Origin of the sequence: Winogradskyella poriferorum, from assembly GCF_050618035.1 — a bacterium.
GTDB classification, from domain to species: Bacteria; Bacteroidota; Bacteroidia; order Flavobacteriales; family Flavobacteriaceae; genus Winogradskyella; species Winogradskyella poriferorum_A.
The window spans coordinates 25,328-51,072 of the sequence record NZ_JBODPY010000004.1 but is presented as its reverse complement, the minus strand read 5'-3'; the positions used below and the strand labels follow the sequence as shown (position 1 = coordinate 51,072).

Below are 25,745 nucleotides of genomic sequence, written 5' to 3'. Positions count from 1 at the left end.
AAGTGTTAAACCGACTGTTTCCATATCGATTTGAGTTGTATTTAGCCAGCCAACTATTGGTTCTTTTTGGCTCTTTAATAATACCAAATGCGCTTTATGAAAATTTTGCAGTGCCACTTTTTATGATGCTTAATTTAATTTTTGGTTTGGTATTAGTTTCCCATAACAGTTATATAAAACGCGTATCATTTGGACTTGTAATCCTTACATTTTGCTTAATTCTTTTTCAATTCATTGATACGAAGAGTGCACTAAATAATATAAAGCTTGGTGCTTATTTTATGTTTTACAGTATTGTTACGGTCGAAATAATAAGGCAAGTATGGAAAGCACAGATCGTTTCAAAGAATGTCATATTAGGTCTTATTAGCGGCTATATTTCATTGGGGTTGTTAGCATTCTTTTTATGCTTAACTATTGAAATTATATATCCAGGATCATTTTCTGGAATTACTAATTTTGAAGGCACTACCAATATTTCAGAACCATTAATGTATTACGCTTATATAACGCTAATGACTATTGGTTATGGTGATATTATACCTCAAACTGGCATAGCTCAAAAAGCGTCTATATTTATTGGTCTTATCGGTCAATTTTATCTTGTTGTACTTACAGCAATTGTGGTAGGCAAGTATATTAATCAATCCCATTCAAAAAACAACTAAAAACAATTAAAGATGAAATCACAAAAACTTTTCATTCTGTTACTTATAATTACCATTGGTTTTAATTCTAATGCTCAAAGAAATAAAGAGTTAGAAAAGGAGATTATAGAGAGAAAGGTAGATACGACATTTACCGTTGAGGAAACTACAGAGAATTTTCTATTGTTTCATAACAATATGAAGCTGATGAAAATGGATGAGGAACTAGAGAATCAGTATGCAAATATTGTTTTAAATGCGGCAGCAAGAATGCGACGATTGGATGACAAGGATAAGAATTATACTAAAGAAGAACGTCGTGCACTTTTTGAGGGCATGTTGGCCGAACTCAATAATGAATTAAAAGGAATATTAAGCGCAGATCAATTTGCACTCCATCAAAAGAATTTTAATGTAATACTAGAGCGCTTTTATAAAAAAGCGAATTGGAATCCTAAGGAAGACTAAACGTACCTTCTTAATACTCTTAATGCTTAGAAGCGATCCTTTTTATTTAGAATTCAGGGTTAATATTTCACCTTTACGATAAACTGTTATTTGGAATTTTGGATCATCTCCTAAGTTATTGGCAAATTCGGCTAAGCTAATTAATGTGCCATCAGAAGGATCAAATTTAATACCGTTAAAGGCTAAAATAATATCACCGCCTAGTATTAATTTTTGGCCGTCTATATTTGCTTCAACGTCACCACCTTTTATACCCATTTGACCGAAAATAGAGTTTGATGATACACGTTGTACTAGAAGACCATACTCTTGCGGTAGGTTAAGAATTTCAGCTTGTTTAAGTGTTAAGGAATGCATTTCTGCACCAAACCAAGGCATTTTATTTTTCATTAATAATTTTGTGGCCAAATTAGAACTGCTCGCATAGCCTATTCCATCAAAGCCACCAGACTGTGTTGTGATATGGCTAACGATACCTACAACTTCTCCATTTAAATTAAACATTGGACCTCCTGAATTACCCTGATTAATGGCAGCATCGGTTTGAATAAACTCCGTTGAAGTAAAAGGGTTATTACCAAGATTAGATCTCCTAAAACTACTAACATAACCAGAAGAGAAAGAATTGGCAAGACCATAAGGAGAACCTACTATAAAAATCTGTTGTCCAACTTTCAATTGATTAGAATCCCCAAATTTTAAAGTTGTAGCATTAAATTTTGGTCTAAATAATTTTATTAAGGCAATATCTGGTGCATTGTAAGAGGTCACCACTTTACCAGGTATAATTTCACCATCATTAAATTGAATTTGAATACGTTCAGGCACTCTAACCACATGAGCAGCGGTTACAACTAAATTATCTGAAATTAAAAATCCAGAACCCAGTCCATTTTCTGAAACAGTTTGAGAATTTATCCCATCTGTAGTAATAACATTATTCTCCTCTACAAATATGGAAACTACCGCAGGACTTACCTTTGCATAGACATCAGATAAATCTTGGGCGATTAAAAATGTGAAGGGTAAAAAAAACAGAACAAGTTGAAGAAAGTATTTTTTCATAGTTGATTTTAATCGTATTGATATAAACAAAGTTAAAAATTAAAAAGCCTTGATTTTTCAAGGCTTTTTAATTTATTTTCTGAAGGTTACAACTGGAAGTTTCGTATGATTTACTAAATCTTCAGAAATACTACCTCCAAAGAAATGACTTAATCCTGTACGTCCGTGTGTAATCATTGCAACTGCATCTGCATTAATTCGTTTCGCATAACTCAATACACCATCTTCAACATTATGATCTGCAATAAAATCGATATTTATATTCTTATCTTCTAGTTGTGCTAATTTTAGAAAATCTGAAACACGTTCGTCAATTTCTTCCGTACTTAAAAATCCTAAATTTGGTAAATTAACATGCAGTAGAATTACATTATCAGCCAAAGCATTTAATAATTCTAAACCATTTTTAACTGCAGAAATACTGCCTTCAAGGAAATCTGTAGCCAAAACTATATTCTTGAAATTTACCGAGTCTGGTTTTGATTTTACGACCAATACTGGGATATCACTATATCGCACTACTTTTTCAGTGTTAGAACCTGTGAAAATTCCATCATGATCACTATGACCTCTAGATCCCATCACGACCAAATCTGCTTTCTCGTGAGCTGCAACAGAAGCAACCTCCTTTAGTACCTTGTGATGCTTAATAAGTGGTGTAACAGAAATACCTTCCAAATAAGATTTATCTAAGAAAGCTTCAAATTTCTTATTGGCTAACATCAACATAAATGCAGTCTCCTCGTTTCTATCGTTACTAGATGACGAAATTAAGGACTCAGAAAGCTCTAGCATGTGCATAACAATGAGCTCTGCATTATGCTTCTTGGCAAGTGCCGCCCCTGTTTCTAGTGCATATTCTGAATGTGCTGAAAAATCTACTGGAATAATGATTTTCTTCATGATTGTGTTTTATTAGTTATTTACCAAATTTAATAATTAAGATGAATTAATTTACTGACAAATGACAGTTTCTATTCAATTAATTATTCGCTGTAAATTGATTAGAAAAAAGTATTTAGATTATTATTTTTGCAGTTCAAAGTAATACACCATGTACAAAGTCTTTGTTCGACCAATTTTATTCTTATTCGATCCAGAAAAAGTCCATTATTTTACCTTTTCATTAATTAGAAACCTGTCTAAAATCCCTGGTGTTAAAGCAATGTTTCGTGGTATGTATCAAGTTAATGATCCTTCTTTAGAGCGCGAGTTATTTGGATTGAAATTTAAAAACCCAGTTGGTTTGGCCGCAGGTTTTGATAAGGATGCCAAGTTATACAATGAACTTTCAAATCTTGGGTTTGGTTTTATAGAAATAGGGACTATTACACCCAAGCCACAACCTGGAAATCCAAAAAAGAGATTATTCAGATTAAAATCAGATTCTGCAATCATTAATCGAATGGGATTTAATAATGGTGGCGTAGAAGCGGCAGTCGAAAGATTGAAGAAAAATAATAATGTACTTATTGGTGGAAATATTGGTAAAAATAAGGTGACGCCTAATGAAAGTGCAACAGAAGATTATAAGTTATGCTTCGAGGCCTTATTTGACTATGTTGACTATTTTGTTGTTAATGTCAGTTCTCCTAATACACCAAATTTGAGAGCCCTTCAAGATAAGAAGCCATTAACGGATTTGCTCAAGGCGCTACAGGTTTTAAATTTTAATCAAGAAAATCAAAAACCCATACTATTAAAAATTGCTCCAGATTTAACGGATGAACAGTTAATGGACATTATAGAAATTGTAAAGACTACCAAAATTGATGGTGTTATTGCTACTAATACAACAATTTCTAGAGACGGTTTAACTAGTGAAAACAAAAAGGAAGCAGGTGGTCTTAGTGGTAAGCCACTAACACATAGATCCACTGAAGTTATTAGATTTTTAGCAGAAAAAAGCAATAAAGCTTTCCCAATTATTGGAGTTGGTGGTATTCATTCCGCGGAGGATGCATTAGCAAAATTCAATGCTGGTGCCGACCTCGTTCAACTTTATACAGGCTTTGTATATGAGGGCCCTAAACTGGTAAAATCTATTAATAAGGCCCTATTGAAGGCTAAACATTAATTCGATCTTATTTTTTAACCAATTTTTTGGTTGTCGAGTTATTGTTGCTATCATAGAATTTAACAAGATAGAGTCCAGAATTAAGTTCGTTGATTCCAATTGTGGCAGAAGAAGAAATTAAGACTTCTGTTTGTTTAACTAATTTTCCGAGTACGTCATAAAATTCCACACGTTCAATAACAGTCGGACTGTTGTAGTTAATACTATTCCCATTTGTAGGATTAGGATAAAGTCTCAAATTACCAAGTGAATTGACTTCATCTATACTTAATGAGGTACTTTTAAATGTAACCGTTAGTGTTCCAATTTTTTCTGTGTTAAAAGGGTATCCTGACACACCTGCTATATTAGCAATAACCCCACGAGGAACCGTAGGAGCATTGCTTGTAGAATAGCCAAACCCTTCTTCAGTACCTGCATCATATGGATATAAATCAACAGTAAAACTGTCTTTCCATTTGTTCATATTGGTATCCCATAGATTTAAGCCGTTAACAGCAATAATCCAATCTGGGCTAGGCGCAATCATAGATAAAACTGTTAATAATGGAAAATCTTCTGAAACGGTAATATCTGTTAATGTTGCAGAGCTAATCGCTGCAAAAGGTGCAAAACTTTGTTCTAGCCATTGTTCGGCATCTCCATTGTTGATTGCTGACTGAACTTCGGCATTAAATACACTATTAGAACCTAGTTCAGCAACATTTTCTATGCCTTGTGTTGCTGTACCACCCATTTCTAAAAATGTAATGTTACTATTGTGATTAGCACCCACTAAATTCGACCAATGTGCATTGCCTGGAAGTGTTCCATGATCATTAGAATTCCATGTACTCGTAAAATTAATGTCGTACGTGGCAGTAGATTGGGCATTGCCAATTAAAACAAAGGAGAATAGGGATGAAAGTAAGATTGTAATTTTGTTCATAGTAGTAGTTTAATAGAATTAGTTGTTTATTCGGCAACAACCTTACAGGATATTTTCATTTAATGTATTTTAGAGCAAATTTTAATATTGGATATCGAGATTCTTATATCATTCGCTCTTGCCACTGCTGCATTAGCAATCTCTCCAGGACCAGATAATATTTATGTACTTGTACAGAGTATTTCTAATGGAAAGTCATTTGGATTGGCGACAGTCTGTGGTTTGATTACTGGTTGTATTGTGCACACTTCATTATTGGCATTTGGTGTTTCGGCTATTATAAAGTCAAATGACACAATTTTCTTAGGGATAAAAATTTTTGGCGCTCTGTATTTATTGTATTTGGCATATATGGTTTATAAATCGAAGGCTGATATTGATCTTTCTACAAGTGAGGCGCCTAAAAAGAGTTTGAAGGCTTTATTTATTCAAGGTTTTTTTATGAATGTCCTTAATCCTAAGGTGACCATTTTCTTTCTAGCTTTTTTTCCTGGTTTTCTCTTTAGTGACAGCTTAAGTACAGTAGTTCAGTTTTATGTTCTTGGAGGAATTTTTATGCTGATTTCGTTTCTTATTTTTTCCACAATCGCATTACTCGCAGGAGAAATTAAAGCATATACACTAAATCACAATAAATCTGGATTGGTGTTTAAATGGTTGCAAATTCTAGTTTTTGTCGGTATTGCTGTTTTTATCTTGTTATAAGATTTAGGTTATGAAATCGATTTTCTTAACCCTATATTTGGTGTAATGAATGACCAGGTAAAACTTATTGAATGTCCACGGGACGCTATGCAAGGAATTAAGGATTTTATTCCGACTGAAAAGAAAGTTCAGTACATACAGTCCTTGTTGCGCGTGGGATTTGATACTATAGATTTTGGGAGTTTTGTTTCACCCAAAGCTATTCCTCAAATGGTAGATACAGCTACGGTATTGTCGCAACTAGACTTGTCACAAACAAAGAGTAAACTTTTGGCGATTATTGCAAATACAAGAGGTGCAAATGATGCTGCTACACATGAGCAAATCGATTACCTTGGCTTCCCATTCTCAATCTCGGAGAATTTTCAAATGCGTAACACACATAAAACTATAGCGCAATCTGTAACCACACTCAATGAGATATTGGAGATTGCAGATAAAAGTAAAAAAGAGGTAGTTGTTTATATCTCAATGGGTTTTGGAAATCCCTACGGAGATCCTTGGAATGTTGAAATAGTAGGTGAGTGGACCGAAAAATTGGCGACTATGGGTGTTAAAATCTTGTCTTTAAGCGATACTATCGGTAGTTCAAATAAGGAGAATATTACATATCTCTTTTCAAACCTTATTCCTAAGTATAAGGATATTGAATTCGGAGCACATTTACATACAACGCCTACTACTTGGTTTGAGAAAATTGATGCAGCTTATAATGCAGGTTGCCGAAGATTTGATGGTGCAATACAAGGATTTGGTGGTTGCCCAATGGCAAAGGATGAGCTTACTGGTAATATGCCTACCGAAAAAATGCTATCCTACTTTACACAAAAAAAAGCACATAATCTTAATGCAATGAGCTTTGAAAGTGCCTATAACGAGGCAAGTAAAATCTTTAAAGTTTATCATTAAAAAAGGAGAGCGCTACTTTTAAATAAAATAGCGCTCATTACTAATATTTTACCAATTAAAGTTTTAAAATCTAAACTCTAATCCTAAATTAGCTCCTAAGGGATGTCCTGGTCTTAACCCAGCAGGCACTCGAGAGACTGCATAGGTTTCATCTAACAAGTTGATAACATTGCCAGTGACACTTAATTTTTTTGTGAAATGATATTTTGCTGAAAAGTCGATTATAAAATTAGAATCCACTAATTCATCACTTGGGATATCGCCTTGACCAGCAAGTGTTCTAAATTCTCCATTATATCTACCACTAAAATTTAATTCATATCTAGCATGTTCTAATGATAGCATTGCATTGAATTGGTGTTCTGGTATATAAGGTAATTGATCACCTTCCGTAACTTCTCCCCATATTCCATTTGCACTATCAAAGCTATTTTGAAACTCCGTATTTGTATAAGTATAACCAAAAGTTACAGGCATTGAGAAGTTTTCGTTCTTAGCCATTAAATCATAATTGAGTAATAATTCTATTCCGCTTACTGCAACTTCACCTGCATTAAACTGTTCTAATGACCCTGTACCACCAGTAGCGGCAATATCACTTCCTAACAGATTACTATAATCATTATAGAATCCAACAATTTCACCCCTAAGATTACCAAAAACAAAACGTGACCCTAGTTCATAGTTAATACTCTCTTCTGCATCTTGTCCTGGTTGATTACTAGGTGGTGAAAATCCTTTATGTACGCCACCAAATACCGAGAGGTCATTCTTTATATCATAATTAAACCCAATTCCAGGAATAAAAATATCTAATGAATTTGTTCTTACAGATACATTTGTATTTGACCTGCTTGGGTTGTTGCTACCATAGTCAATTCGCTCCAAATCAATATTCTCATAACGTAAACCAGGTGTAAGGGTTAGGTTATCATATTTGAATTTATACATTACATAGCCTGCAAAGGCAGTTGCGGTACTTATACGATTACCTTGAGCACCTCTCGCACCTAATGACGTAAGTGTCATTTCACCATCAATAATATTATAACCATCTTCCCACTGAAAACGATCTTCTTCGTCATAATGATACCTTGCACCAATTTCTAAATCATGGAAGGTGTTTTCACCGTACCAATGATAATCAAGTTTAGTCTGTATGCCTTTAGAATAATAAGCTCTATTATTTGCTTTTAGCAAAAGTGCATCTGCGTCGGAGTTAACATCGCCTCTAACAATATCTAAATGGTCTTGAAACTGAGTTGGATTTGAAATCACATCAGCAATTCTTTGTTTATCACCATTAAATACAACGTCATCTAGCTTATACCAATTACGTGTAAACTTATTGTAATATCCATTTGTTGTAATTCTAAAATTCTTTGTGAAATTTAAGGTATGAGTCAACATGAGTTGAACATGTTCTGCCGTCATTACATCATCCTGTGAGGATGCATAGCGACTAAATGGTAAGTTAGTAAAGTCAGTTTCAGTAAGACCTAAATAAGTTTCATTAGATACTTCATCCGAATATTGAAATTTAGCTTCTAGTGATTGCTGTAGTTTAGCTTCGGCTGTAGAGTTTACTCTAAATTTTGCTACAACTTCATTAATATCAAATCCTGTATTACTATTATCTGGTAAATCTTTAAACCCATCAGAATTGTAGTTTAGGTATTCAACCATATAACCTAATGTTGGTTTACTATCGCCAACACGAGCATGTAACTGACTCGTATTAAAAGACCCATAGTTTGCTCTAATTTGGCCAGTAAGTGTATTTGGGATTTGAGTAGAAATCATATTTATGGCACCACCAGTGGTGAATGGACCAAATTGAACTTGGCTACTTCCCTTTAAGATTTCAACTGCCTGCATTCTTGCTACAGAAGGGAAATAATAGGCTGAAGGTGAACTATAAGGTGCAGGCGCAATTAAAACACCATCTTCCATAATAGAGATTTTAGCGCTTCGTTGAGGAGAAGTTCCTCTTAAGCTAATATTTGGACGTAATCCAAATCCATCTTCTTCATAAAAAGTAACTCCAGGTACCGATCTTAGTGCTCTGTTGATATCGGTATAACTGAATTTTTGTAATTCCTCAGGAGATAAATAGTATGCAGATCCTGTTCTATTTCTTGCAACATATTTATTCCCAAATATGGCATTGGCATCAATAATCACTTCATCCAAACTTTGGATAGAATCTTTTTGAGTTTTTTTAGTGTTTTCTTGTGCTTGTAGGTTGGTTAATAGAGTTAAACCTAGTAATAGAGGGGTAAATTTGAATTTCATTTATTTAGATTGAATAAAAATAGTATGTTTTAACAATTGCAAAAATAGAACTGATTTATCGATTTTCAAACTTTATTTAGAATAAATAAAAATAAATTTTACATGTATTTGTAGATGAATACGTTACAAGATCAAATAGAAAACTTCGCTTATGTCATTTAACCTTTAGTTGACATTAGAAAAGCGAAAAAAGACGTATATTTGCACGCAATTATATTTTAATTGCATCATGACAGCACACGAAAACAAAATCTTAGGTGAAGGTCTAACCTACGATGACGTCCTATTAGTTCCAGCATTTTCAGAAGTATTACCGCGCGAAGTAAACATTCAATCAAAGTTTACTCGAAATATTACCATTAATATACCTGTTGTATCCGCAGCTATGGATACAGTAACCGAAAGTAAAATGGCTATTGCTATGGCACAAGAAGGTGGTATTGGTGTATTACATAAAAATATGACTATCGAAGATCAAGCCGCTAAAGTACGTCGTGTTAAACGTGCTGAAAGTGGTATGATCCTAGATCCAGTAACTTTACCAATGAGTGCTCAGGTGATTGATGCTAAGAATGCTATGCGCGAGCATAGTATTGGCGGTATTCCAATTGTAGATGATGAAGGCAAGTTAAAAGGAATTGTTACGAATCGCGATTTAAGATTTGAACATGAAAACCAACGTCCAATTGTTGAGGTTATGACAAGTGAAAATCTTGTTACAGCACCAGTTGGAACATCATTAAAAGATGCTGAAGCAATTTTACAAGCTAACAAAATTGAGAAGCTTTTAATTGTCGATGACAATTACAATTTAGCAGGTTTAATAACCTTTAGAGATATTACTAAGGTAACGCAGAAACCAATTGCTAATAAGGATTCCTACGGAAGATTACGTGTTGCTGCCGCCATTGGTGTAACAGGCGATGCAGTAGATCGTGCTGAAGCATTGGTTAATGCTGGTGTCGATGCTGTGGTTATCGATACAGCTCATGGACATACCAAGGGTGTTGTATTAGTTTTAAAAGAAATAAAAAATAAATTCCCTCAATTAGAGGTCATTGTTGGTAATATAGCCACTGGCGAGGCGGCTAAATATTTAGTTGAGGCTGGAGCAGATGCTGTAAAAGTTGGTATTGGTCCAGGATCCATTTGTACAACACGTGTAGTTGCAGGTGTGGGATTCCCACAATTTTCGGCTGTACTTGAAGTAGCCCAAGCCATTAAAGGAACTGGTGTTCCCGTGATTGCTGATGGTGGTATACGATATACAGGTGATATTCCTAAGGCGATAGCAGCAGGTGCAGATACTGTAATGTTAGGATCTTTGCTTGCTGGTACAAAGGAAAGTCCAGGAGAAACGATTATATATGAAGGACGAAAATTCAAGTCTTACAGAGGTATGGGTTCTGTTGAAGCCATGAAACAAGGAAGTAAGGATCGTTACTTTCAAGACGTTGAAGATGATATAAAGAAACTTGTACCAGAAGGTATTGTAGGACGTGTGCCTTACAAGGGCGAACTATTTGAAAGTATTCACCAATTCGTTGGTGGTCTGCGTGCAGGAATGGGCTATTGTGGTGCTAAAGACATAGAGACATTAAAAGAAACTGGAAGATTTGTAAAAATTACGGCTAGTGGAATTAACGAGAGTCATCCTCACGATGTAACAATCACTAAAGAGGCACCTAATTATTCAAGATAATTTTCATAATAAATTGAAATAGTATTAAACAGCATCAAATGATGCTGTTTTTTTATTTAAGGTTGTAGGTTCAAAAACTTTATGAAATGTTAATACAATGCTCAGAAAACTGCAATTGCGCTTATCTTTGTATTGCATATGACCAACAAGACTATCGTTATTATCGGTGCTGGTATAGCTGGTATCGCAGCTTCGATTAGATTAAAAGCACAAGGACATCAGGTTTCTGTTTTTGAGGCAAACGACTATCCAGGAGGAAAGCTGACGGCCTTTTCGGAAAAGGGGTACCGTTTCGATATGGGACCGTCATTATTTACAATGCCTCAGTTTATCGAAGACCTTTTTAAAGTCGTTAATAAACCCATAGATAACTATTTTCAGTATCATAAAAAATCTGTAATCTGTAATTACTTTTATGAAGATGGTACACGCTTCAGTGCTTTTGCTGATAAAAAACAATTTGCTGAAGAAGCTTCAAGAACTTTCAATGTAAATGGGAATGCCATTATAGATTACCTTGATAAAAGTAAAAGGAAGTATGATCTAACGGGCTCTTTATTTTTAGAAAAGTCATTACATAAATTGTCGACATATCTTAATAGTGATACCTTAAACGCCATATTAAGAATAAATGGCTTGGATATCAATCGAAGCCTTAATGACTACAATGAAAATATCTTTTCAGATCAACGTCTAGTTCAGTTTTTTAATAGGTTTGCAACCTATAATGGATCCTCCCCATATCAAACACCAGGTATAATGTCAATGATTCCTCATTTAGAGCAATATTACGGAACCTTTTTCCCAAAAGGTGGTATGCATTCTATTACTATGAGCTTATATCAACTGGCTAAAGATATTGGTGTTGATTTTCAGTTTAATAGTAAAGTTGAAGAAATTGAGGTAGAGGATAAAAAGGTGAAAGGAATAAAGGTCGATACAGAATTTGTTGAAGCAGACATTGTTGTTTCTAATTCTGATGTGGTACCCACATATAGACATCTATTAAAAACACAAAAAGCTCCAGAGAAGATTTTAAGTCAACCACGGAGCAGTTCAGCTCTGATTTTTTATTGGGGAATTAAAAAGAATTTTCCTGAGCTAGATCTCCACAATATTTTCTTCTCGGAGGACTACAAAACTGAATTCGATTTTATTTTTAATAAACAGTCAGTCTACAATGATCCAACAGTGTATATAAATATCACCTCCAAAGAAGAACCAGACGATGCACCTGATGGATGTGAAAATTGGTTTGTAATGATAAATGTACCGAGTAATACAGGACAAGATTGGGATGAGATTATAACAGATGCACGACGTAATATTATTGCGAAACTAAATAGATTATTGGAGGTTGATTTAGAGACGCTAATCGATTATGAACATATATTAGAGCCACGCACTATCGAATCTAGAACACAAAGTTATCAAGGTGCACTGTATGGAGCGGCAAGTAATAATAAGTTTGCGGCATTTTTAAGACATCCAAATTTTAAAAACGCTATCAAAAATCTTTATTTCTGTGGAGGTAGTGTGCATCCTGGAGGCGGAATTCCATTGTGCTTATTGTCTGGAAAGATTGTTTCGGACTTAATTGAAAAGGCCAACTAAATGGTAGATAAGAAGTTTATTAAATATTTTTCCATTTTCTTGATTTGGTTGTTTTCCATTTCAGGAATTTCAGGAATCTTATCGCCTGAATATTCAGAATGGTTTTTGAGTATGACACCTTTTAATTTGCTTTTAACCTTTCTTATTATCCTCGCGAACATTCAAGAATTTAAATGGCAATTAATCATTGCAATAGCAATACCTTTCTTCTTAGGGTTTATTACAGAGGCACTGGGTGTAAATTATGGTTTAATATTCGGTGACTATGCATACGGTGAAAATCTTGGATATAAAATTCTAGGTGTTCCACTCATGATTTGCGTTAATTGGGCACTGCTAACTATGGCAACTGCAGATATAGCAAGTTTATTATCAAAAAATAAGATTTTAACAGCATTGTTGGGAGCAGCTTTAATGACAGGTTTAGACTTTATTATTGAGGTGTCGGCTCCTCGATTCGATTTTTGGGAATTTGAGAATGGTTGCGTACCTCTTCAAAATTATATCGGTTGGCTCACTACTGCATTTATTGCACATTTAGGATACCAGTCATTTAAGATTAAAACCAATACTACTATTTCAATCCACGTCTACATATCAATTGTTGTCTTTTTTACAATATTTCTATTTTACTAATGGCTGATTCTAATTACGACTACATAATATTAGGTGCAGGTGCTTCGGGACTTATGCTAGCGTATAGAATGGCAAAGGATTCTTACTTTGATTCTAAATCGATACTTATAATTGATAGAGAACTTGAAAAAGGAAATGACAGGACATGGTGTTATTGGGAAAAAGGAACAGGAGAATGGGATAGTTTATTGAGAAAAGAATGGAATGCTATTTATTTTGGAAGCCATGATTACTCGCAGAGAATTAACCTTGGCTCTTATAGTTATAAGATGATTAGAAGTGGTAAATTCTATGATCAACTATGGCAAACCATAAATCAAAAATCAAATATTTCCTTTATACAGACAGAGGTTAAGGAAATTAAAGAAGGTGAAGGTGAAGTTGCAGTTCAAGCAACAGATAATACATATTCTGGAAAGAAAGTATTCGATAGCTTAGTAAAACCTTCAGTCTATTCTGAACAAGAGGAATATCCTGTTTTGCAGCAACATTTTGTGGGATGGTTTGTAATAACCAAGACACCGCAATTTGATGATTCATTAGCCACTTTTATGGATTTTTCTATTCCTCAGAAAGGAAACACACGTTTTATGTATGTGTTACCAATTTCAAAGGATAAAGCGCTATTAGAGTACACCTTATTTTCAAAGGATCTCCTTAGTTTTGAGGAGTATGAAGAAGCGATAAAAACATATTTAGACGATAAGGGAATAAATGAGTTTGAAATAATTGAAAAAGAAAAAGGGTCGATACCGATGACGTCTTTCAAGTTTTCAAAATTGAACACCTCCAATGTTTTAAAAATAGGAACTGCAGGTGGCTGGACCAAAGCAAGTACAGGTTACACATTTAGAAATACCACCAAAAAAACCAAAGCGTTAATTAAGTTTCTTAAGCATAACGAAGACCTTTCAAAATTTCATCATAATTCTAAATTTTGGTTTTATGATCTTTTATTCTTAGATGTTTTAGCTAATCATAACGAAAAAGGCTCTAAGCTTTTCGCTTCATTATTTAAAAAGGCAAAAACAAAAATAATTCTGAAATTTTTAGACGAGGAGACTACCTATGTTGAGGATCTGTCTATAATTACGTCAGTCCCTACAAAGCAATTTTTAATTGCATTTTTTAAGCGGTTGTTTTAACCTTGATAAATCTGTCCGCGATGAGGTTTTAACGCATCTCTAATTGGGATCATCTCATTTTCTGGAACAACTAAATAGGCCAAACAGTGCATCTCGTTAATGATTTCAACACCAGTAATTTCAATATTTAAATTGTTTATAACAATGTATTCCTTGAGGTGAATTAGATGATGTTCTGCTGTTTTTTGGCTAGCAGGACCTCTAAAGTCCCAAATAAGTTTAAGATGACGCATTTTTTATAGAAATTCCTTTTTCTGCAAAGTTCTTAAAATTCGTCATATATTTTTTAATTTGTTTTTTAAATGCACGAGGCATTAAAAACAACATGGCATGCATGGCAAAGGTGGTAGGCTGAAATTCATTTTTAGAAATCCACTTTGTTTGACCTTCATTTGTAGCTTCAAAAAAATTCTGTTGAATATTGTGTATGCCCTTAGTATTGTAAGTCGCATGAAACTCAAATGGGAAATTACTTTTTGTAATGGTTTCTATAAGTTCCATTTTCCTATTTCCAAAATCATAATTTAATTTCATTTTTGCTCCAAACTCACCAGGGACCCCAGAAATATGCTCTGTACTAACTAATCCTTCTTGCCAATGAATCATATTTTCAGAAGAATTCATTTTCCATATCACATCATCTATGGGTTTATTAATTAAGATTTCGGTAGTATATTTCATGAGGTTGGTTTAGCTACAATATTAAAGATATAAAAAACATCAATTCAAAGAACTGATTTTTTTAGTTTGATCTCCTCAAAGGCATTATTTAAGGTGGCTTAAGATTATTTTTTAATTAAAAATTAGATAAAATAATATTAGAAATTATCGTTATTATAGGATTGATAAACTATTGTAGAATCTATAGATTATTATATTTTTGCTTTACTTCAAAAACCGCATTAAAAATTTGATAAAAAAAGAATTGTTATGATGTTTAAGTTAAGATTATTAGTGGTGCTATTTCTTTTTTTGCAAACCTTCCAAGCGCAAGAAAAAGATCCAATACTTTTAACTGTAGATGGCCAATCTATTAGATCTTCTGAGTTCATTAGAGTCTATAATAAGAATCTAGATCTGGTTAAGGACGAAAACCAAAAAAATATAGATAGTTATTTAAAATTATTCACCGAATATCAATTAAAGCTAAGAGAAGCGAAGCGATTGAAGTTAGATGAAGATCCAAAATATAAAAGGGAGTTTATGAGTTATAAAAAACAACTCACAAAGAACTATCTATCCGAAAATAAAGTGACAGATGAGCTGGTGAGAGAAGCTTATGATCGAAATAGTATGGATATTAATGCCTCTCATGTTTTAGTGCGATTGGATGAAGCTGTTAAGGATACGGTTGGTGTTTATAATAAAATTTTAGAATTAAGAGAACGCTTAGTTAATGAAGGAATAGACGCCTTAAAAGCGGATGTGCATGACGGTAAAACAGTATTTGTAGAGGATTTAGGCTACTTCTCTGCTTTTAAAATGGTTTACGATTTTGAATCTGCAGCATATAATACTGAAGTAGGGGAAGTTTCTCAACCTTTTAGAACGCAGTTTGGTTACCATGTTGTTAAGGTTAATGAGAAAAGGCCTTCAAGAGGTACTATTACAGCAGCTCACATAATGGTTAGCTTAAAACAAAAAGATTCTGCAGTAGATCCGGAAAAGCGAATTAATGAGATTTATAAAAAGTTATTGCAAGGAGAACCATTTGATGCTTTAGCTAAGCAGTTTTCAGATGATAAAAGTTCTGCGAAAAACGGTGGGAAGTTGTCACCGTTTAAAAGTGGTCAATTGAGCTCAACAATATTTGAAAATGAGGCTTTTGCATTAAAGGAAAATAATGCTATTAGTGAGCCTTTTAAAACACAATATGGATGGCATATTGTAAAACGCATTAAAGCGCAACCTATAGAATCTTTTGAAGAATTAAAGCCTACTATAGAAGCCAAGGTAAAGCGAGACTCTAGATCTAAATTGATTAATCAGGCTATGGTTGAGGAATTAATAGGACGCTATGATATTACTTATAATGAAGAAGCAAAACCATATTTTGTTTCTTTAATTTCCGAAGACTACTTTAGAAGGTCTTGGCGTCTTCCTGAAGATTTTAATAAGAATGAAATCTTATTTAGTATCAATGGAGGTGATTACACCTATAACGACTTTGGTAGACATATACTTTCAGCACAACGCTTATATGCGAGTAAGCCTATGCCTGCAAAAGATCTTATTGATAAAGAATTTGCATCGTTTTTTGAGTCTACCATTTTAAGATATAGAGAGGGTAATTTAGAACATGAGAATATAGAGTTCGCCAATATTTTAAAAGAATATAGAGATGGCTTATTGCTCTTTGATTTAATGGAAAAGGAGATATGGAATAAAGCTTCTAAGGACACTCTAGGGTTACAAGAGTATTATGAGAAAAACAAAGGTAATTATCAATGGGAAGAGCGCCTAGATTTTGTTATGGCTACAACTGCAGATGCTAAGAAAGCGAATAAGATCTTAAAACTGATGAAGAAGGGTAAGACAAATGTTGAGATCTCAGAAGCTTTAAATTCTGATAAAAAGCAAAATGTAATTTTTACAACGGCAATATACCCATCAAATGATGACAGGTTGCCATCAGATATTAAGAAAGAAGTTGGTGTATCAGGTGTTTATGATCATAATGAGGCTTTTCATGTTATAAAAATAAACGCACTGTTACAAGCAGGTCCAAAAACACTTAAAGAGGCTAAAGGTGCTGTTATTAATGACTATCAGCAGGAAATTGAATCCAATTGGATAAATGGTCTATATGAGAAATTTCAGATAGATGTCAATAAAGATGTTCTTGAGGAAGTCAGAGCCATAATTAATAAATAAGTTTATTTGAAACGCTGTTGCTACATATTGCTATTTGCGCTCCTTCTCGCGAGTTGCGAATTCTTCAAAAAGCAAAATGAAGAAGATGCTGTCGCACGCGTTAATGAGACTTATTTGTATAAAGAAGATATCGAGGACTTGGTACCAGTAGGTGCTTCTAAAGCCGATAGTACAGTTATTGTAAACCAATTTATTAATCGTTGGGCATCTCAGCTATTACTTATGGATGGCGCACTATTGAATTTAAATGAGGTTAAGCAAGAATCATTTAACAAACTGGTAGAACAGTATAAAATCGATTTGTATACTAAAGCGTATTTAGATGCTCTCGTTAAGAAGAATATTGATACTTTGGTAACCATTGAAGAAGCTAACTTGTTTTATGAGGCGAATAAGGAAAGCTTTAAGCTTAATGATGATATTTTACAACTTAGGTATCTCAGTTTACAGCAAAACCCAATTAATTTAGATACGATAACAAAGCGCTTTAAACGCTTTAATAATAATGACAAACGTTATTTAGATTCTATATCAGTTCAATTTAAAGCATACTCATTAAATGATAGTCTTTGGGTTAAGTATTCTCAAGTTGCAGATAAGGTACCAGTAGTCAATTCGGAAAATAAAGGGCAACTGTTAAAAAAATCTAATTTTATACAACTCAAAGATTCATTAAACCTATATTTGATGCACGTGAATGATGTCCGCGGACAGAACGATTATGCACCTTTAGAATACGTTAATAAATCAATCAAGCAAATCGTTATTAATAAAAGAAAACTAGAGCTGATAAAGCAACTCGAATATGAGATTACAAAAGATGCAATTAAAAATAAAAAGTTTGAAATTTATGACTAGACTGTTATTAATAGTTTGTTTTATAAGCTTCAATTTTGGTATGTCACAAGAAATAATCGAAGAGGTGATACCAGAGGTTAAGAAAGATTCTGTAGTCAATAAAACACGTTTAAAGGCAGATGGTGTTGCGGCGGTTGTGGGAGAGTTTATTGTTTTAGAATCAGACTTAGATAGAGAAATAGCGCAGCTTAAAGCCCAAGGTGCAGACCTTGAGGGTGTAACAAGATGTGAACTATTTGGTAGCTTGTTAGAGAGTAAATTATATGCGCATCAAGCGATACAAGATAGTATTTTAGTTAATGAACTTTATATACAATCCCTTGTGGATCAACAGATCGAAGGTATATTAGCTCAAACAAGAGGCGATATGGCAGGTCTTTTAAATTTTTATAAAAAAGATTCAGAGGAGGCCCTACGCGAGGAAATGTACGAGATTAATAAAAATGCTTATTTGGCTAAAGAGATGCAGGATAAGGTTATTAGTGAAATTGAAATTACTCCTGAAGAAGTAAGAACATTTTTCAACGAAATACCCGAAGATGAAATACCAACATTTGGGACGGAATTAAAATTGGCACAGATAGTCGTTATTCCAGAAGTAACTCAAGAGGCAAAACAAGCTGTTATCGACCGTCTTAAAGAGTTTAAGAGAGACGTTGAGGAGAATGGCGCCAGCTTCACAACTAAAGCATTATTTTACTCAGAAGATAGTGGTTCTAAAAATAATGGTGGTCTTTTACCAACTATGAATAGAAAGCGCCCTAGAATGGTTAAAGAATTCCGTGATGTGGCGTTTAATTTACAAGAAGGTGAGATATCTGAGCCTTTCGAAACAGATTTTGGATTTCACATTGTTTATTTAGAAAAGGTGAGAGGTCAGGAGTATGATGTAAGACACATACTACTTCGACCTGAGCTTACTAAGGAAGCAGTAGATGAAGCACGTGCCGAAATCGAAATGGTAAGGGGAAAAATTGTTAGTGGTTTAGTCACCTTTGCAGATGCTGCTAGAGAATTTAGTGATGAAAAGGAAACCAAATTTGAAGGAGGACAACTTACAAATCCAACGACACAAGATTTTAATTTTGAGCTTACCCGAATGGAGCCTGAACTATACAGCCAGGTACAGAATTTAAAAGATGGTGAGATTAGTCAAATTATCGAAGATGAAGACCGAATTAATACGGTTAAATTCAAGATTATGACGGTTACCGATAGAATCGATGACCACAAAGCTGATTTTGCAAGAGATTATTTAAAAATTAAGGATTTAGCACTTCAAGATAAACAGGTTAAGGCTATTGAGAAATGGCAAAGAAAAACCATAATTGACACTTACGTTAAGATAAATGGCGAATATAGAAATTGTGATTATCAGAGTAATTGGTTAAAACAATAAGTCTATGTCAGATGTTGCCATAATTGAAGATTTCGTTAAGAAATACGGAGCCTTAAAAAAGGAAATTTCAAAAGTTATTATTGGGCAGGAAGAGGTAGTGAATCAAATATTGATTTCTATATTTTCTGGTGGCCACTCTTTACTTATTGGCGTTCCTGGATTGGCAAAAACATTAATGGTAAATACAATAGCTCAAGCTTTAGGGCTCGATTTTAAACGAATTCAGTTTACACCAGATTTAATGCCGAGTGATATCTTAGGTAGTGAGATATTGGATGAGAATAGAAACTTTAAATTTATAAAGGGACCTATTTTTGCAAATATAATATTGGCGGATGAAATTAATAGAACACCTCCAAAAACACAGGCTGCATTGTTAGAAGCGATGCAAGAGCGTGCAGTTACCGTTGCAGGTCATCGTTACCAACTAAATCTTCCTTACTTTGTATTGGCAACGCAAAACCCAATTGAACAAGAAGGTACATATCCCTTGCCTGAAGCACAATTAGACCGTTTTATGTTTGCCATAAATCTACAGTACCCTTCTTTTAAGGAAGAAGTTGAGGTTGTGAAAGCCACCACGACAGATGTGCAACAAAAAGTAAATGCATTGTTCACTGCAAAAGAAATCATGGATTTTCAGCATGTCATCAGACGTATACCAGTTGCAGATAATGTTGTTGAATATGCTGTTTCTTTAGTCTCTAAAACAAGACCAAATACCGACAATGCGGCATCTATAGTCAATGAGTTTGTAGATTGGGGAGCTGGTCCAAGAGCTTCACAAAATCTTATTCTTGCCGCCAAAACACATGCGGCTACAACTGGTAAGTTATCACCAGATATTGAGAATATTCAAGCTATAGCTACAGGTATTCTTAGGCATAGAATAATTAAGAACTATAAAGCAGAAGCTGAAGGTATTACGGATGAAAAAATTATTCAAAGTTTGTTTTAATCCAACAAAATTTGAATATCTTTTTTTAATAGTACTACTTCTCTAGGTACTAATAAATCATAAAAGCCACGTATTCTATTTTCTTTATCCACTAAAGCCACATAGCTACTGTGATAGAAATCTGTGCCATCTTCATTTGGTCTAAAATTAGTTTTAAATTGATTAGCCTGCGCTTTGGTATTTTCCTCAGACCCATTTAAGAATTGCCACTTTTTATAGTCAATACCAGTAGATTCAGCATAAGTTTTCAATACCGCTGGTGTATCATAATTTGGATCAATGGTATGTGAAATAATCATAAAGTTCTCAGATGAAAAGCTGTCAGCCAGATTGGTGAGTTGATAACGCATTGGTGGGCAAATACTTGGGCATCTCGTAAAAAAGAAATTTGCGATGTAAACTTTGTCTTTTGGAGTCTTAAATTCTTCGTTGTGTTGATTGATAAAGTTAGAGTAAGTAATCTGGTAATAGGATTTTACACCTTGGTCATTTACCGTATAACTCAAAATTGGCAGTTGCTTACTTTGGGTTTCACAAGTGAATAGAATTACTAATCCTAATAAAAGCAAAAAGCGAAGTCTCATTGCTCAATAGATTTATAAGCACTGGTTTTCTTGGTCATTTCTTCATCATTATAAAATATAGCCATACTTGCCATCATTTCTTGATCTGTATCGGTCGTATTATTAACCTTTAAAGTCATTTCATATTCACGATTTTCATAGAGCCAAACTCCTTCAGTACTTGTAAAAGTAGGTGTACTTTTTAAACCAATTTTTTCCTCAAAATTTTCGCTTTCACAATTATAAATCACTGTATTTGTTGTTTTGTCTACAAGCTGTAAACGTTCTGCAAAAGGGTGTAAATGAGAGGTGATTTGATGAAGTCTTATACTGTCTTTGATACTCAGTTGCTGTGTTGCATTAAAGGTATAATGATGTCTTCCTGGTGAAAACAACCAGTGGCCAGATAGTGGATTACCTTTATCATCGTAATAGGTGTGATTTTTTGTTTCAACTGGAATACACGCATTTGGTAATTTATCGGTAGGACCAACAAAAGGATTATCCATATCGAAAGGAAACATCATATATAAAGTCTTTGGTTGTAGCGCTTTTAATGGCTTTTCACCATGCTTTATAAAACCTATTTCAATCTTATGCTTAATATTAAAGATAGAATCTGTTACATTATGGTTTAAGGCTTGAGCATTCAGAAAAATACGTTCGTTAGAAAATACCGGAAAACCAAAACCTTCTGGTAATTCAAAGGCTTCAATTCCATTACTTATTGAGGTTATTCTTGGATATTGTTTATTTATTCTTTCGGTAAGATTCCATCGGTTGTAATGCTCGGCATCGCGATATTCAAAATTAGTATGACAGACAAAATCATTTGGCATTCGAGTAGATTCATCAGATAAAAAGGCTTCTGTTTTAAATGAAGTAAGCCACAGTAGTTCCTCCGATGAATTATCGATGGCTAAATATTGATCCGATTTAGGACCTTCCATTGACTTATATAGGTTACTAATTACAAAAGTTGGTGTAGTAAAAACAACTTTGTTTTCATAAAGCTCTTTATCCCACTCTGAATCTACAATATTAAGACCATATAAAAATTTCGATTTAATAAGTTCTTGGTGCCGTGTTTTTAGATTAAAAAAATAAATAATACCACCAACTGCTACTATAAAAAGAAAAATAGATATACTTTTAAAACTTAACTTCATGTTTTAAACGAGTTTATAACAAATTTATAAAACGAAAGTTTTAAAGTTGAGCATATGAAAATTAATTACGATAATCGCATTTTTGGATTAGATATAATGCGAGCCGTAGCCATACTTATGGTTGTCTTTTCACATGCACTTTGGATACTTCCAAGAACAAAAAATCTAGTGACTGAAGTATTAAGCCTTTCTGGATTATTAGGAGTAGAAATATTTTTTGTTCTAAGTGGTTTTTTAATAGGCAGAATAATATACAATGCTTTTGTTAATGATGAATTTACCATTAAAAAAGTAGGTTACTTTTGGATTAGGCGTTGGTTTAGAACATTACCTAACTATTATTTAATATTACTCGTAAACATTGGCCTAGTTATATATTTTAAGGCCTCACTACCTGAAAATATTATAAGCTACTTTTTCTTCTTGCAAAATTTTTCTACTGAAATGCCAGGTTTTTTTGGGGAATCTTGGAGTTTACCCATTGAAGAGTTTGCCTACATAATTGGTCCATTACTTCTTTATCTAGTAATGTTTTTAAGACTACCTGTAAAGCGTAAATACCTTTTTGGAATCATGACTTTGCTCATTATAATTTGTTTTATGGTGACCAAGGTATTTTATAACATCAATAACGAGGTAAAGGACATGATTTTTTGGAATGTTAACCTTAAAGCTGTCACTATTTATCGAATAGATGGGATTTACTATGGTGTGTTGGCATCTTGGGTGTCAATTTTAAAACCTAAAATTTGGAAAAAGTACCGTCACTTTTTGTTCTTATTAGGACTTTTTATTCTAGCATCATTAAATTTTGTTATACCAGCTCAAAAAATATTCATAGAGAGTCACTCATTTTTTTGGGAAGTCTTATATCTACCGATAAATTCTTTGGTTTTTGTAATGTGCTTACCTTTACTATCCAGCATTAAAACAGCACCTAAACTAATCTTAATTCCCATTACCTACATTAGTGTAATATCATATTCAATGTACTTGTTGCATTATTCTGTTGTATTACAATTGCTTAAATACTTTTTTCCAACGGAAGGATTAGTTGATATTCCATTGTATGCGTATTTGATTGCTTATCTCATGCTTACTTTTATTAGTTCTTACTTATTATATCGATTTTATGAGAAACCTTTTATGGATTTAAGAGACAAACCGTTTTTTTTAAAAAGGTTTAAGGCAAATTAAATTGTTGACTTAATAAAATCTTATTAAAAAAAATGATGATTCGTCAAAAGCTCTTCAATTTTTTACGCTTTTAATAAGTTTTTCTTAAACGTTTTCGTAAATCATTACATATTTTTAAAAGTGGGCGTAAATGCTTAATTTTGCTCACCCGATGAAGTATCGGAATATTCAATGTAAATCAATTAAAAATATAGCATATGGCATTTGATATTGACATGATCAAAAAGGTTTATGAAACCATGGGAGATCGCGTGAACAAAGCACGTGAAATTGTAGGTAAACCTTTAACCCTATCTGAAAAAATTCTATACTCTCATCTTTGGGATGGAGAACCAACTGAAGCCTTTGGAAGAGGTAAAGATTATGTAGAATTTGCACCTGATAGAGTTGCGTGTCAAGATGCAACAGCTCAGATGGCACTTTTACAGTTTATGCAAGCTGGTAAACCTAAAGTTGCGGTTCCAACAACAGTGCATTGTGATCATTTAATCCAAGCAAAAAGTGGTGCTGATGTAGATTTAAAACATGCCAATAATACAAGTAGTGAAGTATTCAATTTTCTAGAGTCTGTATCTAACAAATATGGTATAGGATTTTGGAAGCCAGGAGCTGGGATTATTCATCAAGTAGTTTTAGAAAATTATGCTTTTCCTGGTGGTATGATGATCGGTACGGATTCGCATACGGTGAATGCTGGTGGACTTGGAATGGTAGCTATTGGAGTAGGTGGTGCTGATGCAGTGGATGTAATGGCAGGAATGGCATGGGAACTTAAATTTCCAAAACTTATTGGTGTTAGATTAACAGGTAAGCTATCTGGATGGACAGCACCTAAAGATGTTATACTTAAAGTGGCTGAAATCCTAACGGTTAAAGGTGGTACAGGTGCTATCGTAGAATATTTTGGTCCTGGAGCACTTTCAATGTCTTGTACTGGTAAAGGTACAATTTGTAATATGGGAGCTGAGATTGGAGCTACTACTTCTACATTTGGTTATGATGAATCTATGGAGCGTTACTTAAGAGCAACTGATCGTGAAGATGTTGCTGATGAGGCTAATAAAATAAAAGCTCATTTAACAGCTGATCCTGAAGTTTACGAAAACCCTGAGCAATATTTTGATCAGGTAATTGATATCAATTTATCTGAATTAGGTCCTTTATTGAACGGACCATTTACACCAGATTTGTCAACTTCTGTAGGATCTGAAATGACAGATAAGGCACAAGCAAATGATTGGCCAATGAAGGTGGAATGGGGTTTAATAGGTTCTTGTACAAATTCTTCTTATGAAGATTTGTCTAGAGCATCCTCTATTGCACAACAGGCTTTAGATAAAGGATTAAAAACTAAGGCGGAGTTTGGGATTAACCCAGGTTCAGAACAAGTGAGATATACTGCTGAACGTGATGGTATTCTTCAAGTATTTGAAAAACTAGATGCCAAAATATTCACAAATGCATGTGGGCCATGTATTGGGCAATGGGCGCGTTACAGTGATCCTAAAAATGCACCGAAAAATAGTATTGTTCACTCGTTTAATAGAAACTTTGCGAAGCGTGCTGATGGTAACCCAAATACGCATGCCTTTGTAGCTTCTCCGGAAATTACTGCAGCAATTGCTATTGCTGGGCGTCTAGATTTTAACCCAATGACAGATACCTTAATAAATGAGAACGGTGAAGAAGTAATGTTAGATGAGCCAACAGGATGGGAATTACCACCTAAAGGGTTTGATGTTAAAGAAAATGGTTATTTAGAACCTGTTGCTGATGGTAGCGGTGTTGAGGTTACAGTTAATCCAACTTCAGAACGCTTACAGCTTTTAACACCATTTGAACCAATAGGAGATAATGTCACAGGAGCGAAATTGTTAATTAAAGCATTTGGAAAATGTACGACGGATCATATCTCTATGGCAGGTCCTTGGTTACGTTTTAGAGGGCACTTGGATAATATTGCCAATAATACTTTAATTGGAGCAGTAAATGCTTTTAATAAGAAAACGAATTTTGTAAAAAGTCAATTGACTGGTGATTATGGTGGTGTACCAGATACACAACGCGAGTACAAAAAGAATGGTATTTGGTCTGTGGTTATCGGAGACCATAACTATGGTGAAGGCTCTTCTCGAGAGCATGCGGCTATGCAACCAAGACATTTAGGTGTTGCTGCCGTTATTGTAAAGTCATTTGCACGTATTCATGAGACGAATCTTAAAAAGCAAGGGATGTTAGGATTAACTTTTGCAAATGAGGCTGATTATGACTTAATACAAGAAGATGATACCTTTAACTTCCTCGATTTAAATGAGTTTGCTCCAGACAAACCACTCCACGTAGAAGTGGTACATAGTGATGGTACTAAAGACGTTATTGCATTAAATCATACTTATAACGATGCTCAGATCGAATGGTATAAAGAAGGATCTGCATTAAATTTGATTAAAAAGCAGAACGCTTAGAAATTATATATTTCCTATATAAATGAGCTCCTAGGAATTCCTAGGAGTTTTTTTATTGCTTTTTTTGTAAG

23 protein-coding genes are annotated in these 25,745 nt (G+C 33.9%); 15 read left to right on the top strand and 8 right to left on the bottom strand.

The annotated features are described in order from the left end of the window. The first annotated feature begins 2 nt into the window (after window positions 1-2). The gene (locus ACRHOC_RS09950; RefSeq protein ID WP_431158485.1) at window positions 3-668 is read left to right on the top strand and encodes an ion channel; all 666 of its coding nucleotides are present in this window, start codon (window positions 3-5) and stop codon (window positions 666-668) included. A gap of 12 nt (window positions 669-680) precedes the next feature. Further along, on the top strand, window positions 681-1,115 hold the full coding sequence (locus tag ACRHOC_RS09945) for a hypothetical protein (RefSeq protein WP_431158484.1): 435 nt from the start codon (window positions 681-683) through the stop codon (window positions 1,113-1,115). A 42-nt stretch (window positions 1,116-1,157) separates the two neighbouring features. Here ACRHOC_RS09945 and ACRHOC_RS09940 read toward each other — a convergent pair whose 3' ends face one another. Together ACRHOC_RS09940 and ACRHOC_RS09935 are read right to left on the bottom strand one after the other, a co-directional pair. Continuing rightward, window positions 1,158-2,180, bottom strand: coding sequence for a S1C family serine protease (locus ACRHOC_RS09940; protein ID WP_431158483.1), 1,023 nt, complete (start codon window positions 2,178-2,180; stop codon window positions 1,158-1,160). Window positions 2,181-2,252: 72 nt separating this feature from the next. Continuing rightward, window positions 2,253-3,083: a universal stress protein gene (locus tag ACRHOC_RS09935; RefSeq protein ID WP_431158482.1), complete on the bottom strand. Its 831-nt coding sequence runs from the start codon at window positions 3,081-3,083 to the stop codon at window positions 2,253-2,255. Between the two features lie 151 nt (window positions 3,084-3,234). Here ACRHOC_RS09935 and ACRHOC_RS09930 point away from each other — a divergent pair, with 151 nt between their 5' ends. After that, window positions 3,235-4,257 carry a quinone-dependent dihydroorotate dehydrogenase gene (locus tag ACRHOC_RS09930; RefSeq protein WP_431158481.1) on the top strand — a complete coding sequence of 341 codons (1,023 nt, stop codon included), beginning with the start codon at window positions 3,235-3,237 and terminating at the stop codon, window positions 4,255-4,257. Window positions 4,258-4,264: 7 nt separating this feature from the next. On the opposite strand, the gene ACRHOC_RS09925 is transcribed toward ACRHOC_RS09930, so the two are convergent. Continuing rightward, window positions 4,265-5,185 carry a spondin domain-containing protein gene (locus tag ACRHOC_RS09925; RefSeq protein WP_431158480.1) on the bottom strand — a complete coding sequence of 307 codons (921 nt, stop codon included), beginning with the start codon at window positions 5,183-5,185 and terminating at the stop codon, window positions 4,265-4,267. A gap of 87 nt (window positions 5,186-5,272) precedes the next feature. On the opposite strand from ACRHOC_RS09925, the gene ACRHOC_RS09920 reads away from it, so the two are divergent. Both ACRHOC_RS09920 and ACRHOC_RS09915 read left to right on the top strand, forming a co-directional pair. Next, window positions 5,273-5,890 carry a LysE family translocator gene (locus ACRHOC_RS09920; protein ID WP_431158479.1) on the top strand — a complete coding sequence of 206 codons (618 nt, stop codon included), beginning with the start codon at window positions 5,273-5,275 and terminating at the stop codon, window positions 5,888-5,890. Window positions 5,891-5,935: 45 nt separating this feature from the next. Then, complete coding sequence (locus ACRHOC_RS09915) at window positions 5,936-6,799, top strand: hydroxymethylglutaryl-CoA lyase (RefSeq protein ID WP_431158478.1); 864 nt, start codon at window positions 5,936-5,938, stop codon at window positions 6,797-6,799. A 63-nt stretch (window positions 6,800-6,862) separates the two neighbouring features. Here ACRHOC_RS09915 and ACRHOC_RS09910 read toward each other — a convergent pair whose 3' ends face one another. Next, window positions 6,863-9,094, bottom strand: a complete 2,232-nt coding sequence (locus ACRHOC_RS09910; RefSeq protein WP_431158477.1) for a TonB-dependent receptor family protein — start codon at window positions 9,092-9,094, stop codon at window positions 6,863-6,865. 229 nt (window positions 9,095-9,323) lie between these two features. Between ACRHOC_RS09910 and guaB the strand changes: the two genes are divergently transcribed. From guaB to ACRHOC_RS09890, 4 genes are all read left to right on the top strand, one after another. Further along, the gene (gene guaB, locus ACRHOC_RS09905) at window positions 9,324-10,796 is read left to right on the top strand and encodes an IMP dehydrogenase (protein WP_431158476.1); all 1,473 of its coding nucleotides are present in this window, start codon (window positions 9,324-9,326) and stop codon (window positions 10,794-10,796) included. Window positions 10,797-10,934: 138 nt separating this feature from the next. Next, a complete protein-coding gene (gene crtD / locus ACRHOC_RS09900) occupies window positions 10,935-12,410 on the top strand; it encodes a 1-hydroxycarotenoid 3,4-desaturase CrtD (RefSeq protein ID WP_431158475.1) in 1,476 nt (491 codons plus the stop codon). Next, window positions 12,411-13,046, top strand: coding sequence for a carotenoid biosynthesis protein (locus tag ACRHOC_RS09895; RefSeq protein WP_431158474.1), 636 nt, complete (start codon window positions 12,411-12,413; stop codon window positions 13,044-13,046). Continuing rightward, entirely contained in the window at window positions 13,046-14,191 is a 1,146-nt protein-coding gene (locus ACRHOC_RS09890) for a lycopene cyclase family protein (protein WP_431158473.1), read from the top strand. The genes ACRHOC_RS09895 and ACRHOC_RS09890 overlap by 1 nt, the downstream gene beginning before the upstream one ends. Here the strand turns inward: ACRHOC_RS09890 and ACRHOC_RS09885 are convergent. Then, window positions 14,188-14,424, bottom strand: a complete 237-nt coding sequence (locus ACRHOC_RS09885) for a hypothetical protein (RefSeq protein ID WP_431158472.1) — start codon at window positions 14,422-14,424, stop codon at window positions 14,188-14,190. The two genes, ACRHOC_RS09890 and ACRHOC_RS09885, sit on opposite strands and share 4 nt — an antisense overlap. After that, on the bottom strand, window positions 14,411-14,872 hold the full coding sequence (locus tag ACRHOC_RS09880; protein ID WP_431158471.1) for an SRPBCC family protein: 462 nt from the start codon (window positions 14,870-14,872) through the stop codon (window positions 14,411-14,413). The genes ACRHOC_RS09885 and ACRHOC_RS09880 overlap by 14 nt, the downstream gene beginning before the upstream one ends. A gap of 249 nt (window positions 14,873-15,121) precedes the next feature. Between ACRHOC_RS09880 and ACRHOC_RS09875 the strand changes: the two genes are divergently transcribed. From ACRHOC_RS09875 to ACRHOC_RS09860, 4 genes are read left to right on the top strand one after another with little or no spacing between them, the layout of a single operon-like run. Further along, window positions 15,122-17,065, top strand: a complete 1,944-nt coding sequence (locus ACRHOC_RS09875; RefSeq protein ID WP_431158470.1) for a peptidylprolyl isomerase — start codon at window positions 15,122-15,124, stop codon at window positions 17,063-17,065. Between the two features lie 6 nt (window positions 17,066-17,071). Then, window positions 17,072-17,923, top strand: a complete 852-nt coding sequence (locus tag ACRHOC_RS09870; protein ID WP_431158469.1) for a peptidyl-prolyl cis-trans isomerase — start codon at window positions 17,072-17,074, stop codon at window positions 17,921-17,923. Window positions 17,924-17,963: 40 nt separating this feature from the next. Next, window positions 17,964-19,322 (top strand): peptidylprolyl isomerase, encoded by a 1,359-nt coding sequence (locus ACRHOC_RS09865; protein ID WP_431158468.1) that lies wholly within the window; start codon window positions 17,964-17,966, stop codon window positions 19,320-19,322. 4 nt (window positions 19,323-19,326) lie between these two features. Next, the gene (locus ACRHOC_RS09860; protein ID WP_431158467.1) at window positions 19,327-20,280 is read left to right on the top strand and encodes an AAA family ATPase; all 954 of its coding nucleotides are present in this window, start codon (window positions 19,327-19,329) and stop codon (window positions 20,278-20,280) included. Here the strand turns inward: ACRHOC_RS09860 and ACRHOC_RS09855 are convergent. Beyond that, complete coding sequence (locus tag ACRHOC_RS09855; protein WP_431158466.1) at window positions 20,277-20,864, bottom strand: SCO family protein; 588 nt, start codon at window positions 20,862-20,864, stop codon at window positions 20,277-20,279. The genes ACRHOC_RS09860 and ACRHOC_RS09855 overlap by 4 nt on opposite strands. Next, entirely contained in the window at window positions 20,861-22,012 is a 1,152-nt protein-coding gene (locus ACRHOC_RS09850) for a hypothetical protein (protein WP_431158465.1), read from the bottom strand. The genes ACRHOC_RS09855 and ACRHOC_RS09850 overlap by 4 nt, the downstream gene beginning before the upstream one ends. A 54-nt stretch (window positions 22,013-22,066) precedes the next feature. On the opposite strand from ACRHOC_RS09850, the gene ACRHOC_RS09845 reads away from it, so the two are divergent. Both ACRHOC_RS09845 and ACRHOC_RS09840 read left to right on the top strand, forming a co-directional pair. Further along, entirely contained in the window at window positions 22,067-23,209 is a 1,143-nt protein-coding gene (locus ACRHOC_RS09845) for an acyltransferase family protein (protein WP_431158464.1), read from the top strand. A 197-nt stretch (window positions 23,210-23,406) separates the two neighbouring features. Then, entirely contained in the window at window positions 23,407-25,674 is a 2,268-nt protein-coding gene (locus ACRHOC_RS09840) for an aconitate hydratase (protein ID WP_431158463.1), read from the top strand. The last annotated feature ends 71 nt before the right edge of the window (window positions 25,675-25,745 follow it).